Annotated in this window: 13 protein-coding genes; 7 read left to right on the top strand and 6 right to left on the bottom strand. The window is 63.0% G+C overall.

Annotated features, from left to right (window positions below; translation table 11 throughout):
• Positions 1-36: 36 nt before the first annotated feature.
• The 4 genes from bioF (at position 37) to bioD (ending at position 3,564) form a co-directional block, all read left to right on the top strand.
• Complete coding sequence (gene bioF, locus ACIPOO_RS16850; protein ID WP_400608637.1) at positions 37-1,227, top strand: 8-amino-7-oxononanoate synthase; 1,191 nt, start codon at positions 37-39, stop codon at positions 1,225-1,227.
• Positions 1,220-1,951: an alpha/beta fold hydrolase gene (locus ACIPOO_RS16845; protein ID WP_400608636.1), complete on the top strand. Its 732-nt coding sequence runs from the start codon at positions 1,220-1,222 to the stop codon at positions 1,949-1,951. The genes bioF and ACIPOO_RS16845 overlap by 8 nt, the downstream gene beginning before the upstream one ends.
• Positions 1,944-2,795: a malonyl-ACP O-methyltransferase BioC gene (gene bioC / locus ACIPOO_RS16840; RefSeq protein ID WP_400608635.1), complete on the top strand. Its 852-nt coding sequence runs from the start codon at positions 1,944-1,946 to the stop codon at positions 2,793-2,795. The genes ACIPOO_RS16845 and bioC overlap by 8 nt, the downstream gene beginning before the upstream one ends.
• 88 nt (positions 2,796-2,883) lie before the next feature.
• A complete protein-coding gene (gene bioD / locus ACIPOO_RS16835) occupies positions 2,884-3,564 on the top strand; it encodes a dethiobiotin synthase (RefSeq protein WP_274131524.1) in 681 nt (226 codons plus the stop codon).
• A 148-nt stretch (positions 3,565-3,712) separates the two neighbouring features.
• On the opposite strand, the gene ACIPOO_RS16830 is transcribed toward bioD, so the two are convergent.
• The 6 genes from ACIPOO_RS16830 to ACIPOO_RS16805 form a co-directional block, all read right to left on the bottom strand.
• Positions 3,713-5,185 (bottom strand): aldehyde dehydrogenase family protein, encoded by a 1,473-nt coding sequence (locus tag ACIPOO_RS16830; RefSeq protein WP_400608634.1) that lies wholly within the window; start codon positions 5,183-5,185, stop codon positions 3,713-3,715.
• Positions 5,178-5,996: an ABC transporter permease gene (locus ACIPOO_RS16825; RefSeq protein WP_274131520.1), complete on the bottom strand. Its 819-nt coding sequence runs from the start codon at positions 5,994-5,996 to the stop codon at positions 5,178-5,180. Before ACIPOO_RS16825 ends, ACIPOO_RS16830 begins: the two co-directional genes overlap by 8 nt.
• A 1-nt stretch (position 5,997) precedes the next feature.
• A complete protein-coding gene (locus tag ACIPOO_RS16820) occupies positions 5,998-6,930 on the bottom strand; it encodes an ABC transporter permease (RefSeq protein WP_400608732.1) in 933 nt (310 codons plus the stop codon).
• A 43-nt stretch (positions 6,931-6,973) separates the two neighbouring features.
• The gene (locus tag ACIPOO_RS16815; protein WP_400608633.1) at positions 6,974-8,125 is read right to left on the bottom strand and encodes a PotD/PotF family extracellular solute-binding protein; all 1,152 of its coding nucleotides are present in this window, start codon (positions 8,123-8,125) and stop codon (positions 6,974-6,976) included.
• A 43-nt stretch (positions 8,126-8,168) separates the two neighbouring features.
• Positions 8,169-9,305, bottom strand: coding sequence for an ABC transporter ATP-binding protein (locus ACIPOO_RS16810; protein WP_400608632.1), 1,137 nt, complete (start codon positions 9,303-9,305; stop codon positions 8,169-8,171).
• 208 nt (positions 9,306-9,513) lie between these two features.
• Positions 9,514-10,323, bottom strand: coding sequence for a LuxR family transcriptional regulator (locus tag ACIPOO_RS16805; RefSeq protein WP_274131512.1), 810 nt, complete (start codon positions 10,321-10,323; stop codon positions 9,514-9,516).
• 307 nt (positions 10,324-10,630) lie between these two features.
• Between ACIPOO_RS16805 and ACIPOO_RS16800 the strand changes: the two genes are divergently transcribed.
• The 3 genes from ACIPOO_RS16800 to ACIPOO_RS16790 all read left to right on the top strand — a co-directional run bounded on the left by ACIPOO_RS16800 (position 10,631) and on the right by ACIPOO_RS16790 (position 14,848).
• Positions 10,631-10,927, top strand: coding sequence for a pyrroloquinoline quinone biosynthesis protein PqqE (locus ACIPOO_RS16800; RefSeq protein WP_274131510.1), 297 nt, complete (start codon positions 10,631-10,633; stop codon positions 10,925-10,927).
• A 380-nt stretch (positions 10,928-11,307) separates the two neighbouring features.
• A complete protein-coding gene (locus ACIPOO_RS16795) occupies positions 11,308-13,113 on the top strand; it encodes a phenylacyl-CoA dehydrogenase (protein ID WP_400608631.1) in 1,806 nt (601 codons plus the stop codon).
• Positions 13,114-13,552: 439 nt separating this feature from the next.
• A complete protein-coding gene (locus ACIPOO_RS16790; protein WP_400608630.1) occupies positions 13,553-14,848 on the top strand; it encodes a GGDEF domain-containing protein in 1,296 nt (431 codons plus the stop codon).
• Positions 14,849-14,989 lie beyond the last annotated feature (141 nt).

Below are 14,989 nucleotides of genomic sequence, written 5' to 3'. Positions count from 1 at the left end.
CTCCTACAACGTACATTGGAATTTCCCGAGGCCTGCATGTCTTTCGATCTGAGCGCACGTCTCGCTGCCCGTCGTGCCGAACATCTCTACCGTCAACGCCCGCTGCTCGAGAGCCCGCAGGGCCCTGAAGTGGTGGTCGATGGCAAGCCGTTGCTGGCTTTCTGCAACAACGACTACATGGGCCTGGCCAACCACCCCGACGTCATCAAGGCCTGGCAGGCCGGCGCCGAGCGCTGGGGCGTGGGTGGCGGGGCTTCGCATCTGGTGATCGGCCACAGCACCCCGCACCACGCACTCGAAGAAGCCCTCGCCGATCTCACCGGCCGCCCCCGCGCCTTGCTGTTTTCCAATGGCTACATGGCCAACCTCGGCGCGGTCACGGCATTGGTGGGGCAGGGCGATACCGTGCTGGAAGATCGCCTCAACCACGCCTCGCTGCTGGATGCGGGCCTGCTCAGCGGCGCGCGTTTTTCCCGTTATCTGCACAACGATCCCGACAGCCTGAACACCCGGCTGGAAAAGGCCGTGGGCGATACGCTGGTGGTGACCGACGGCGTGTTCAGCATGGACGGCGACATCGCTGACCTGCCCGCACTGGCCAAGGTTGCCAAGGCAAAAAACGCCTGGCTGATGGTCGACGATGCCCACGGTTTCGGCCCGCTCGGCGCCAATGGTGCCGGGATCGTCGAGCACTTCGGTTTGAGCATGGAAGAGGTGCCGGTACTGATCGGCACGCTTGGCAAATCCTTCGGTACCGCAGGCGCGTTCGTGGCGGGGAGCGAGGAGCTGGTCGAAACCCTGATCCAGTTCGCCCGCCCCTACATCTACACCACCAGCCAGCCGCCCGCGCTGGCCTGCGCGACGCTGAAAAGCCTCGAACTGCTGCGCACCGAACACTGGCGGCGCGAGCATTTGCAGGCGCTGATCAAGCAATTCCGCGAAGGCGCACAAGCGATTGGGCTTCAGTTGATGGACAGCTTCACGCCCATCCAGCCGATTCTCATCGGCAGCAGCGACCGTGCCCTGCGCCTGTCGCAGATGCTGCGTGAGCGCGGCTTGATGGTCACCGCGATCCGCCCGCCCACCGTGCCCGCAGGCAGTGCGCGTTTGCGCGTCACCTTGTCCGCGGCCCACAGCGAAGCCCAGGTGCGGCTATTGTTGGAAGCACTGGAGCAGTGCTATCCGCTGCTGGGGGAAAGTGAATCGGTGGAGGCGCACCATGCGTGACCAATTGATCCTGCTGCCGGGCTGGGGCCTGGGCGTATCGCCCCTTGAGCCGCTGGCGGCGGCGTTGCGTGGGCTGGACGAGCATCTGCGGGTCGAGATCGAGCCGCTGCCGGACATGGACACTGACAACCTGAACGACTGGCTCGACGAGCTGGATGCCACCCTGCCGGACAACGTCTGGCTGGGCGGCTGGTCCCTGGGTGGCATGCTCGCCGCCGAGCTGGCTGCAAGGCGCGGCGAGCGCAGCTGCGGGCTGGTGACCTTTGCCAGTAACCTGTGCTTCGTCGCACGTGGGGACTGGCTGAGCGCGATGCCCCAGACCGATTTCGACGCGTTCATTGCCGGGTGCAAATCCGACCCCGACGCCACCCTCAAGCGCTTCAGCCTGCTGTGCGTTCAGGGCGCCGAAGAACCGCGCGCACTGTCGCGCCAACTCAAGGCCGGTGCGCCCCATGGCACGAGCCAGGGCCTGATCGAGGGCCTCAAACTGCTGGAGCAACTGGACACCCGTGCCGCGCTGCAGGCCTATCGCGGCCCGCAACTGCACCTGTTTGGCGGCCTCGATGCACTGGTTCCGGCAGAAGCGAGTGCCGATCTGCTCAATCTGCTGCCCGATGTCGAAGTCGGCGTGATCGAGCAGGCCAGCCACGCCTTCATCCTGGAAAACCCCCACGGCGTGGCCGCGGCGGTCCAGGCGTTTCTACATGAGTCCGGTGATGACTGATCTTTCCCACTGTGCGGTGCTCAAAGCCGTGAAACAGCAACAGGCGACAACCCAGAGCCATCTGCCAGACAAGCGTCAGGTGGCGGCGTCCTTTTCCAAGGCAGCGGCCAGTTACGACAGCGTCGCTGAATTGCAGCGAGCGGTGGGCAGCGAGTTGATGTCGCGCCTGCCGGCTGATGTCGTGCCTGAACTCTGGCTCGATCTGGGCAGCGGCACCGGGTATTTCAGCCGGGTGCTGGCGCAGAATTTCCCGAGCAGCGAAGGCATCGCGCTGGACATCGCCGAAGGCATGCTCAACCACGCCCGCCCGCTGGGAGGCGCGCAGCATTACGTGGCCGGTGACGCGGAGTATCTGCCATTGGCCGATGGCAGCGTGGAACTGATGTTCTCAAGCCTTGCGGTGCAGTGGTGCTCGGACTTCGCCGCCGTACTGAGCGAGGCCCGGCGCGTCCTCAAACCTGGTGGCGTATTCGGTTTTGCGAGCCTGTGCGTCGGCACCCTGTACGAGCTGCGCGACAGCTGGCAGGCGGTGGATGGCCTGGTTCACGTCAACCGTTTCCGCCAGTTCGACGACTACCAGCGCCTCTGCGCCGACAGCGGACTGCGGGTGCGTAGCCTGCAAGTGCTGCCCCACGTTCTGCATTACCCGGATGTGCGCAGCCTGACCCATGAACTCAAGGCACTGGGTGCGCACAATATCAATCCCGGGCGACCAGGCGGTTTGACTGGCCGGGCGCGGATTCAGGCGTTGATTGAAGCTTATGAGGCGTTTCGGCAGGAGAAAGGCCTGCCTGCGACCTATCAAGTGGTTTACGCCGTGCTGGAAAAACCGGCCGCTGTTTAAAAAATGACCCGTTTTGCGAGCGCTGTTCGTGTGGGCGCTATAGTGAGTAGGCAACAGCTTTGAAATATCTGAATGGATGGTCGCCAAGATGAGTGCTGCGTATTTCATCGCGGGAACCGATACCGATGTGGGCAAGACCACCATTGCCACGGGGCTGTTGTACGCGGCGCGCTCGGCAGGGCTGAGCACGGCGGCGGGAAAACCCGTGGCGTCGGGCTGTGACGTCAAGCCCAAGGGCCTGCGCAACCCCGATGCGGTGGCGTTGCGCGCCGAGTGTTCGATTGAATTGACCTACAACGAGGTCAACCCTGTGGCCTTCGAGCCGCCCATTGCCCCGCACTTGGCGGCGCGAGAGGCGGGCGTTGCGCTGACGGTGCAGTCGCTGCTGGGGCCGATGCGCCACATCCTCGACAAGCAGGCCGACTTCACCCTGATTGAAGGTGCGGGCGGCTGGCGCGTGCCTCTGGCGGATCAGGCGAACCTGTCGGACCTGGCGATTGCCCTGGGCTTGCCGGTGATTCTGGTGGTGGGCGTGCGCCTGGGTTGCATCAGCCATGCGCTGCTGTCGGCTGAAGCCATCGCCAACGACGGGCTGCAACTGGCGGGCTGGGTGGCCAACATCATCGACCCTAAGACTTCGCGTCTGGAAGAAAACCTCGCCACCCTCGCCGAGCGCTTGCCCGCGCCTTGCCTGGGCCGGGTGCCGCACATGAAGAAAGCCACGCCGGAAATGATCGCCGAGCATTTGCACCTGGAGTTGCTCGACTAAAGGCAGAGTGATCGTTCCCACGCTCTGCGTGGGAATGCCGTGTCCGACGCTCCGCGTCAACCCGACGGCGGACGCCGAGCGTCCAGGGCGGCGTTACCACGCGGAGCGTGGGAACGATCATCAAAGGCAACGTCGTACGGTGCGGCATTTACTTGATATACCACCCCCAAGGCTGCTCGCTGACGTACTCCGTTACCTGCTTGACCTCCAGATAGTTATCCAGCCCCCACTGCCCCAGCTCCCGGCCGATCCCGCTGTGTTTCATGCCGCCCCAGGGCGCTTCGACGAAGGTGGGCTGTGAGCAGTTGACCCAGACGATACCCGCCCTCAGCCGATTGGCCACCCGTGTCGCCCGTTGCGGGTCGGCGCTCATCACGGCGGCGGCCAGGCCGAAACGGCTGGCGTTGGCCATCTGCACAGCCTGTTCTTCGTCCTTGAAACGCTTGATGCACAGCACCGGGCCGAAGATCTCCTCGCGCCAGATGATGCTGTTGTGCCCAGGTTCGTCGAAAATCGCAGGCTCCATGAAATACCCGCGCTCAAGGTGCGCGGGCCGCTTGCCCCCGGTCAGCAGTTTCGCGCCGCTGGCCTTGCCCTGATCGACAAAACCCAGGACCTTTTCGTATTGCCCGCGACTGACCAGCGGCCCGAGCAGCACGCCAGGCTCCAGCCCCTGGCCGATGGTGACCTTGCGCGTCTCCTCGACCAGCCGTTCGATCAGCCGGGGCGCGATGCTTTCCTGCACCAACAGCCGCGAGGTGGCGCTGCACACCTGGCCCTGGTTCCAGAAAATCCCGAACAGAATCCACTCCACCGCCGCCTCGACGTCGGCGTCGTCGAACACGATGAAGGCCGATTTGCCGCCCAGTTCCAGGCTGATGTTCTTGATGTCGCTGGCCGCCGCGGACATGATTTTCGCGCCAGTGGGCACGCTGCCGGTGAAGGCCAGTTTGTCTACGCCAGGGTGCAGGGTCAGCGGGCTGCCCGCATCTGCCCCGAGCCCGGTAACGACATTGAGCACGCCCGCGGGCAGGCCGATACGATCGGCGGCGCCGGCCAGCTCCAGCGCTGTGAGAGGGGTCAGCTCCGACGGCTTGAGCACCACGCTGGCACCCGCCGCCAGCGCGGGGGCGACCTTCCAGGCCGCCATCAGCAGCGGGTAATTCCAAGGGATGATCTGTCCTGCGACGCCAATCGGCTCCAGGCGGATACGGCAGCGAAAGCGCTCGTCGGGCAACGCCAGCGGCTTGTCCTGACGACCATCCAGCTCCCGGGCAAGGCCCGCGTAGTAGCGAAAGCAGGCAATTGCGTCGCCGATGTCCCATTGCGCCTCGGGCAGCGGCTTGCCGTTGTCGCGCACTTCCAGGGTGGCGATGTCGTCCTGCGCGCCTTGCAACTCATCGGCCAGCGCTTCCAGCCATACCGCCCGTTCGGCGCCGGTGGTCTGCCCCCAGTCATTGTCGAAGGCCCGGCGCGCCGCGCGCACGGCATGGTCGATGTCCTCCTCGGTGCCGGCCGCCACCCGTTGCAGCGGCTGCTCGGTCGCCGGGTCGATCACGTCCAGGTAGCCGCCCAGGTCGGGGCTGACCCACTCGCCGTTGATGTACAACTGATCACGCATGTGAGGCTCCTGTGCGGCGATTCTGCAGATAACGGGAGGTGAACAGCAGCGCCAGCGAAGCGCAGATGATCACGGTCGAAACGGCATTGATTTCCGGTGTCACGCCGCGGCGGATCGACGAGAAGATGTAGATCGGCAGCGTCGTCTCGGGGCCTGCCACGAAGAAGGCGATGATGAAATCGTCGAAGCTGAAAGTGAACGCCAGCAGGAACCCGGCCATGATCGCGGGCGTTATCTGCGGCAGCGTCACGCGCCAGAAGGTTTCCAGCGGCGGTGCGTAGAGGTCGGCGGAGGCCTCTTGCAAGGCCTTGTCGAGGGAGTCGACGCGGCTGCGCACGATCACCATGACCAGCGCCATGGTGAACAGCGAATGCGCGGCGACCACGGTGAAAAAGCCCATGTTCAGCTTGGGCAGGCTCGGCGCCAGTTGTGCCAGCAGCGGGTTGAGGATGTCGAACAGGCTGATGAAGGCGATCAGCGTCGAGATGCCGATGACGATGCCGGGAATGATGATTGCGCAGTAGGTCAGGGCATCGAACATCAGCCGAACCTTCTTGCCCGCGCGTTGCAGGCCGAATACCGCCAGGGTGCCGAACAGGGTTGCCAGCACCGCCGAACAGGTGGCGATCAGCGCGCTGTTGCCCAAGGCTTCCATGATGAACGGGTTGCTGAACGCCCGGCCGAACCACTGCACCGAGCAGCATTCGAAGGCCAGCCCGCTGCGCCCGGCGTTGAAACTGAAGAGCATGATGAGCGCGATGGGCAGGTACAGAAACAGGTACAGCGACGTCGAGTAGGTGCGCAGCCACATGTCAGAGCGCTCCTTCGCCAGGCTTGCCGCCGTAGCGGGCCACCAGTTTGAGATAGACGCCGATGATGACCAGCATCATCGCCACCAGCGTCATTGCAAGGGCGCTGCCGAACGGCCAGTTGCGCGATTGCAGGAACAGGTCCACCAGCGCGTTGCCGACGAAGAACACCTTGCCGCCGCCGAGCACGGCGGGAATCAGGAACTCGCCCATCAACAGGATGAACACCAGCATCACCCCGGTAATGATGCCCGGCGCCGAGAGCGGCAGGGTGATCCGCCGGAAGCTCTCGAAGGCACTGGCGCCCAGGTCCGCCGAGGCTTCCAGCAGGCGTTTGTCGAGCTTTTCCAGGCTTACGTAAATGGGAAATACCATCAGCGGGAGGTAGCCGTAGACGATGCCGATCAGTACCGCATACGGGGTGTTGATCAGCCGCACGTCATCCAGTCCGACACTGGCCAGCAATGCAGGAATGCCCTTGCCGCTGAGGATGAAAATCCAGGCGTAGGTGCGAATCAGGAAGCTGGTCCAGAACGGCACGATCACCAGCGTCAGCAGCAACGAACGATTCTTGCCCGCCTTGACCGCCAGAAAGTACGCCAGCGGATAGGCCGCCACCAGGCACACCAGCGTGCCCAGCGGCGCCAGCACCAGTGTGTTGCCAAACGCTGCGGCGCGGGAGCCCAGGTTCAGGTAGTTGGCCAGCGTCAGGCCACCGGCGTAGCCGCCGACGGCACTGCGCTCACCAAAGCTAAAGACCAGGATGATCACCAGCGGCATCACCAGAAGCAGCAGGAACCACAGGGTCGACGGCAACAACATCAGCAGCGTGATGCGTCGGCCCAGGCTGCGTCGCCGGGTCTGCGCGCGCTCGCTGTCCGCATCGCTCGCGCCGGCTCCGGCGCGGCGTGCATCGGGGGTGATGACGGCATCCATGTGCGGTTCCTTATGGCTCATGTCGGTGTGTCGTGGCGTTCGATCAGGCGGACTTGAAGCGCGCCATCAGTTCGGCGCGTGCCGGGCTGGTCAGCGTTGCCGCCGCGCCGAACTCCAGCGGGCTCAGGTGCTCGGCGGCCGGGTACATGATCGGGTCGTTGAGCATCTCCTTGGGCAGCAGGGCGTCGACGCGCTTGTCGCCGCTCGGGTAGCCGTGGCTCAGGACTTCCAGCTTGTTGTGCTGCGGGTCGAGCAGGTAGTTGATGAAGGCGTAGGACGCATCCTTGTGCTCGGCGCTTTTCGGGATCGCGAAGAAGTCGCTCCACAGCTCGCCACCTTCGCTGCCCAGCGCGTAGACCATCGACGGAATGTCGCGATGCAGTTGCGAGGCATCGCCGGTCCAGGACATCGCCAGAATCGCGTCGCCGCTGCGCATCGACGGCTGGATGTCGGAGTTGATGGCGAACAGGTGCGGCTTGACCTCGATCAGCAGCTTTTCGGCGTCGGCCAGCTCTTTCGGGTCTAGCGAGTTGAAGCTGTAGCCGAAGGATTTCAGCGCGTTGCCGATGGCGGTCAGTTGGTAGTCGTGAACCATGGCGCGGCCATCGGCCTGGTCCTTGGCGACTGCCCAGAACTCTTTCCACGATGCCGGTTTGGCCTTGAGCTTGGCGCTGTCATAGGCCATGCCGGTGGTGCCCCAGTTTTTCGGCACGGCGTAGACCTTGCCATCGACCGTGCCCTGGGCCATGAATTTTTCCTGGAAGGCTGAGGCGTCGAAGTTGGGAATGCGCGACAGGTCCAGCGGTTCGATCAGGCCCAGTTTCACGTAGGTGCTGATGGTGTAGTTGGTCGGCACCAGCACGTCCCAGCCGCTGCCACCTGCCTGCAGCTTGGCGAGCATCTCCTCGTTGGAGCCGAACACGCTCATGGACACCCGCGCGCCGGTGGTCTTGGCGAAGTTATCGAGGTTGTCCTGGCTGTGATAGTTCGGCCAGGTAGCCAGGCCCAGGCGGTCGCCGATGTTCTGTTCGGCGCCGAACGCGCTGGCGCTGGAGCTGCCGGCCAGAAGGCCCGGCATGTTAGTGGCGACCACTGCTGCCGCGATGCCAAGGCCGGTGCGGCCGAGGAAGTCGCGGCGGGTGATCGAGCCGTTCTGCCAGCTGCGCATCGTCTTGATAAAGGTTTTCTGGTCCATGGCATTCTCCCCGTTTGTTAAATGGTGTGAAGCGCGTTGTCCGTTACAAGGCCATCGCCAGACCGCTGGCGTTGTTCCAGCCCACCTGCACTGCCGCGCCGTGCTCGAAACCTGTTGTGTCGAAACCGCCTTGTGCGCCTGAACCGTGCTGGCGCGGCACCCGCACGCAAACGATCCCGAAGGGCTGGGTGCGAACCCGGTATTCGGTGATGTTGCCCAGGTAAATGCGGTCCTCGACGCAACCTTCCAGCGTCACGTCGCGACCTTGCAGGCTGCCGCGGGCGGCGATGTCGATCAGCTCCGGGCGCACCGCGATGCAGCCTTCGGTGTTGGCGCTCAAGGCCACGCCGTTTGGCGTCAGCGGGCTGCTCAACTCGATGCCTTGCTCGGTGCGCAGCAAGGCCGAATTGCCCTGCACCTGGCGCACCGTGCCGTTGAACAGGTTGGATTCGCCGATGAAGTCGGCCACATAGCGGGTGGCAGGGGCTTCGTAGAGTTGTTCGGGGGAGGCGGTCTGGATGATCGAGCCGCTGTGCATCACGCTGATGCTGTCGCTCATCGACAGGGCTTCTTCCTGATCGTGGGTGACCAGCACGAAGGTGATGCCGACCTCCCGTTGCAGGCGCAGCAGCTCGGACTGCATCTCCTTGCGCAGCTTGCGATCCAGCGCTGCCAAAGGCTCGTCGAGCAGCAGCACGGTGGGCTTGTTCACCAGCGCGCGGGCCAGTGCAACTCGTTGTTGCTGGCCGCCTGACAGCTCGCTCGGCTTGCGATGGCCCAGGCCCGACAGACGCACCATTTCCAGCGCTTCGTCGGCGCGGCGCTGCTGTTCTTTCTTGTCGGGGCGCGGGGTGAGGTAGCGCAGGCCGTAGGCGATGTTCTGCGAGACGGTCATGTGCGGGAACAGCGCGTAGTGCTGGAACACCATGTTCACCGGACGCTGATAGGCCGGCACACCTGCCACGTTCTTGCCCGCCAGCCGCACTTCGCCAAGGGTCGGCTGATCGAAGCCTGCGATCATGCGCAGGGTGGTGGTCTTGCCGCAGCCCGAGCCGCCGAGAAAAGAGTGAAAGGTGCCGCGCTTGACCTGAAAACTCAGGTTGTTCACGGCCTTCAGATTGCCGTAGTGCTTCTCGACGTTGCAGAACTCGATATCGTTTTCATGGCGACTGTCGTTCATCAGAGGCTCTCGCATTCCAGTGCAGGGTTCGCTGCGATGGAGGCCAAACTAACAATCGCGGTTTCGGGCTGTATATATCCCTTGGGGGATAGAGGCGGCGTACCACTCACCTGTAGGAGCGCGCTTGCCCGCGACGGCGTAGTGTCAGACGTACCCACGGTGCCTGACACACCGCAATCGCCGGCAAGCGCGCTCCTACGTGATCGGTTCAGGCGGTGGCGGCGATATCCGGCCCGGTCAGCTCGCGAATGAACAACCCCAACAGCTCCGCCTGGCTGCCAATGCCAAGCTTGGCGTAGATGTTCTTGCGATGGATCTTCACCGTGCCTGGGCTGATCACCAGTTGCTCGGCCACCGACGCACTGGAGTGGCCGCGCAACAGCAAACGCACGATCTCCTGCTCCCGCCCGGTAAGAATGTGATCGCCAAAGTGATCGAAAGCCGCGTGAACCTTGTAGTCCAGATCCTGTGGCGAGCGAGGCTGGCGCGCCCGATGCTGCCCCCAGGCCTCGGTGATGACCTGCTCGACAATCGGCTGCGCGCATTCCATCAATTGCAGTTCGTCCCGGCTGAACGCCGAGCTGGCCGTGGCGCGCATCAGCGACAACACCGCCATGGCGTCACCGCCCAGATCGACGAAAAACGCCACTTCCTCGGCCAGCCCGGTCTGCTGGTAATACGCCAGGTAATACTCGCTGAGGTAGAAATGGTCCGGCGCGAACTGGCGCAAACGCCACAGCCCCGGTGGCTGCCTGCGGGTGCAGGCGAGGTAGAAGGGGTCAAGCAGGTAAGGGCCACACTGGTAATCGTCGACGTAGATCTTGCGCTTGTCCGGCGCAAACGTGTCGAACAGCGCCAGGGGGCGATGGTTGCCCTCGTAGATGAACAACACGAAGTGATCGACCGGAGCGATCTGTTTCAGCCAGTGGCTCAAGCCGCCCAGACGCGCAGCGCCTCCCGACAGGTCGAGAAGATGAGCGATGCCGCTGGTCCAGTGTTTCAGTTCCTTTGGGCGCATGGGGCGTTCGACGACAGATCCATGGATGAGCACTTCAACACAGGATGCAGGATGTGCGCCACTGCACAGTTCGGGGCTTGCAGTGAGGCAGAGCGGGGCCTGACCGGTTAAGGTGAGGTTTCGGACTGTGTCGGGCTGCACCGTTTTCAGGCACAAGATGTCACCGGTCGCCACGCAGTAACGTTTCACCGCCGATTCAGGGCCGGCTCTATTAGCAGGCCCGATGCCATTATTGTTTTTGACGGGCGTTTTCAAGCCTCGTCTGTTTCAATGCTGGCTGTTCGCTTTATGAACAGAGGATTTGGACATGCAGATTTCACTGAACAACACGCTGTATCCGGGCCTGAGTGCAATTCAGGTCGGGCAGAACCGTGTCGATCAGGCCGCCACCCAGTTGGCCAGCCCGGCCACGGAAGTGTCAGGTCGCAGCCAGTCTTCGGATTTCCAGCTTGAGCGCCTGCGCTCGGTGGATCGCCCGCAGCGTTCGGACATGGCGACCAACGTCGTGGAGCTGACCCAGGGCAAGATTCAGGTCCAGGCGGGCGTCAAGGTCGAGAAGGCCAGCGACGAAATGCTCGGCACCCTGATCGATACCTACGCCTGATCACCCGATTTCCCTCGCGACACCTCTGTTGCACGTGCGCTGCGGCGCACGTCATATCCTGCAACACCCTTCCTGAATAACGCCCTATCACGCGACCGAATCGCGGCCTTCCCGCGCCCGTTCCAGACGCCTCACTCAACTAGACTCAACCTGGCTGCCCGATGCTTTTTTTCGAGCTGGCGGGCATGCAGCTGGATGACGTTTTGTGCGCCCCGGATGAAAGGTTTACGACGCACCCTTGACAAGGTTTGGGCGTAAACGTATGTTTCAAACACCTGTTTGACCCTCGGACAAAATCAAATCTCGAGGGCCGGGGCGAGCCCCCCACAGTGACCGGACGGTCATCCAATTCCAGGATTCATCAGCAGAGGTTTATCGCTATGCCGGACTACAAGGCCCCCTTGCGTGATATTCGCTTCGTTCGTGACGAACTGCTCGGCTACGAAGCGCACTATCAGAGTCTGCCAGCTTGCCAGGACGCCACGCCTGACATGGTCGACGCCATTCTCGAGGAAGGCGCCAAGTTCTGTGAGCAGGTGCTGGCCCCGCTGAACCGCGTCGGTGACACCGAAGGCTGCACCTGGAGCGAGTCCGGCGTCAAAACCCCGACCGGTTTCAAGGAAGCCTACAAACAGTTCGTCGAAGGCGGCTGGCCAAGCCTGGCCCATGACGTCGCCCATGGCGGTCAGGGCCTGCCTGAATCGCTGGGTCTGGCGGTCAGCGAAATGGTCGGCGAAGCCAACTGGTCGTGGGGCATGTACCCGGGCCTGTCCCATGGCGCGATGAACACCATCTCCGAGCACGGCACCCCTGAGCAGCAAGAGGCCTACCTGACCAAACTGGTCTCGGGCGAATGGACCGGCACCATGTGCCTGACCGAACCTCACTGCGGTACTGACCTGGGCATGCTGCGCACCAAGGCCGAGCCTCAGGCTGATGGCTCGTACAAGGTTTCCGGCACCAAGATCTTCATTTCCGCTGGCGAACACGACATGGCCGATAACATCGTCCACATCGTGCTGGCCCGCCTGCCCGATGCACCTGCGGGCACCAAAGGCATCTCGCTGTTCATCGTTCCGAAATTCCTGCCGGCAGCCGATGGCAGCGCGGGCGAGCGCAACGCAGTGAGCTGCGGTTCGCTGGAACACAAGATGGGCATCCACGGCAACGCCACTTGCGTGATGAACTTCGACAGCGCCACTGGCTTCCTGATCGGCCCGCCGAACAAGGGCCTGAACTGCATGTTCACCTTCATGAACACCGCACGCCTGGGCACCGCGCTGCAAGGCCTGGCCCACGCCGAGATCGGCTTCCAGGGTGGTCTGAAATACGCTCGCGAGCGTCTGCAGATGCGCTCTCTGACTGGCCCGAAAGCGCCGGACAAAGCCGCTGACCCGATCATCGTTCACCCGGACGTGCGTCGCATGCTGCTGACCATGAAGGCCTTCGCCGAGGGTACTCGTGCGATGGTGTACTTCACCGCCAAGCAGGTCGATATCGTCAAGTACAGCGACGACGCCGAAGCCAAGAAGCAAGCCGATGGCCTGCTGGCGTTCATGACCCCGATCGCCAAGGCGTTCATGACCGAAGTCGGTTTCGAGTCCGCCAACCACGGCGTGCAGATCTATGGCGGCCACGGCTTCATCGCCGAATGGGGCATGGAGCAGAACGTTCGCGACAGCCGTATTTCGATGCTGTACGAAGGCACCACCGGCGTTCAGGCGCTGGACCTGCTGGGCCGTAAAGTGCTGATGACTCAAGGCGAAGCGCTCAAGGGCTTCACCAAGATCGTGCACAAGTTCTGCCAGGCGCAGGAAGGCAACGAAGCTGTCAGCGAGTTCGTTGCACCCTTGGCTGCACTGAACAAGGAGTGGGGCGAACTGACCATGAAGGTCGGCATGGCTGCCATGAAGGATCGTGAAGAAGTGGGTGCCGCCTCGGTGGATTACCTGATGTTCTCGGGTTACGCCTGCCTGGCTTACTTCTGGGCTGACATGGCGCGCCTGGCTGCCGAGAAACTGGCCGCCGGTACCACCGAAGAAGCCTTCTACACCGCCAAGTTGCAGACCGCGCGCTTCTACTTCCAGCGCATCCTGCCACGTACCCGCACCCACGTTGCGGCCATGCTGTCGGGCGCCAATAACCTGATGGACATGAACGAAGAGCACTTCGGCCTGGCTTACTAAGCTACCGCCGGCTTTTACCTCAAGGCCGCCAGTCCTCCGGGACCGGCGGCTTTTTTGTGCCCGCAAGATCGCCCCCGCCGGCAAGCCGTGCTGCTACGGATTCGGAGTGGTCCCGATCTTGTGAACGACCGGATTCCCCGTAGCAGCACGGCTTGCCGGCGGGTCGCCCTCGAGCCTGCCTCCGATGCCGTGATCGACACCTCCCGCTGTAGGAGCGCGCTTGCCCGCGACTGCGGTGTGCCAGCCACCACAATGTTTGATGACACACCGCAGTCGTCCGGATGCGGCCCAGACCAAGCGCGCTCCTACAGGTGAGGCTGAAACACAAAAAAACAGTGACCCAAATCACAATTTCTCCTCATCAAATCTGCCGGGCGGCCGATACAGGCACAATGCCATTTGATTTGAACTCGCTTCACACGGGTAGGAGATAGTCCTCTTGCAGCGCCCATCCGCCGCACGTCTCAGCCATTTTTTACCGTCATTGGGGTTGCTGCTCGCTGGCCTCGCGGCTGCCTACGTGAAAGACCTGAACGTGTTCTTCACCTCGCTCTTCAACGTACTGCCCACCCTGGTGCTTCTGCTCGGCGGTGCGTACTGCGGCGTGTACAAACGCCAGCGCGAACTGTTCCTGATGATTACGGTGTACGTCGCCTACTATCTGCTCGACACCCAGACCGATTTCTACCGCGACAACGGCAAGGTGCGTGAAGACGCCGCCGTGATCTTCCACCTCTGTTGCCTGTTGCTGCCGGTGATGTACGCGCTGTACGCCGCCTGGGAAGAACGCACCCATCTGTTCCAGGATCTGGTGGCCCGTCTGGCGGTATTCGTCGCCGTTGGCAGCGTGGCTCTGGGCCTTGAGCAGAGCTTCCCGGAAAGCCTGCTGGCGTGGCTCGCCGATATCCGCTGGCCAGCGCTGCATGGCGAGTGGATGAGCCTGATCCAGTTGTCCTACGCGACCTTCATGATTGCCTTCGGTGTGCTGATCTTCCAGTACGTGCGCAAGCCGCGTCCGCTGCATGCCGCGCAACTGGTCGGCTTGCTCGGCCTGTTCTGGGCATTGCCCAAGACCTTCATCCTGCCGTTCACCCTGAACATCATGTGCAGCCAGGTGATGTTGATGCTCGCTTCGGCGGTGGCTCACGAGGCCTACCAGATGGCCTTCCGCGATGAGCTGACCGGCCTGCCGGGACGCCGCGCGCTCAACGAGCGGATGCAGCGTCTGGGTCGCAACTATGTGCTGGCGATGAGCGACGTCGACCACTTCAAGAAATTCAACGACACCCACGGCCATGACGTCGGCGACCAGGTGCTGCGGCTGGTGGCCAGCAAGCTGTCGAAGATCACCAACGGCGGCGGGCGCGCCTACCGCTACGGCGGTGAGGAATTCGCCATCGTATTCGCGGGCAAGACGCTGGAAGAGTGCATGCCGCACCTGGAAGCGATTCGCGAAACCATTGCGGTGTACGCGATCCATCTGCGCAACCAGGAGAACCGCCCGCAGGATGACCAGCAAGGCCGTCAGCGCCGCGCCGGGTCCCAGGCCTCGACCGTGTCGGTCACCGTAAGCATGGGCGTGGCCGAGCGTCAGCCCGAACACCGCAACCCCGAAGAAGTGCTCAAGGCCGCCGACCAGGCGCTCTATGCCGCCAAAGGCGCAGGCCGCAACTGCGTGGTCGCCCACGGCCAGACCAACAAGCGCGGCGCCGTGCGAATGGCTGCCGCCAGCTGATTTTCCACCGCTGCTGATCCTCAGGTCTTTGCCTCAAAGTGAAGACCTGCCGGGATCTGCTTGTAGCTTGCAGCTTGTGACTTAAAACTGATTTTTGGTCATGACTTGACCCTATGTGTCGCAAATGGTGTTCCTGTACAC

This window comes from Pseudomonas sp. NPDC090201, assembly GCF_044746825.1.
GTDB classification, from domain to species: Bacteria; Pseudomonadota; Gammaproteobacteria; order Pseudomonadales; family Pseudomonadaceae; genus Aquipseudomonas; species Aquipseudomonas putida_AD.
Note: the sequence above shows the minus strand (reverse complement) of the source record. Positions and strands in the feature narration are given on the sequence as shown.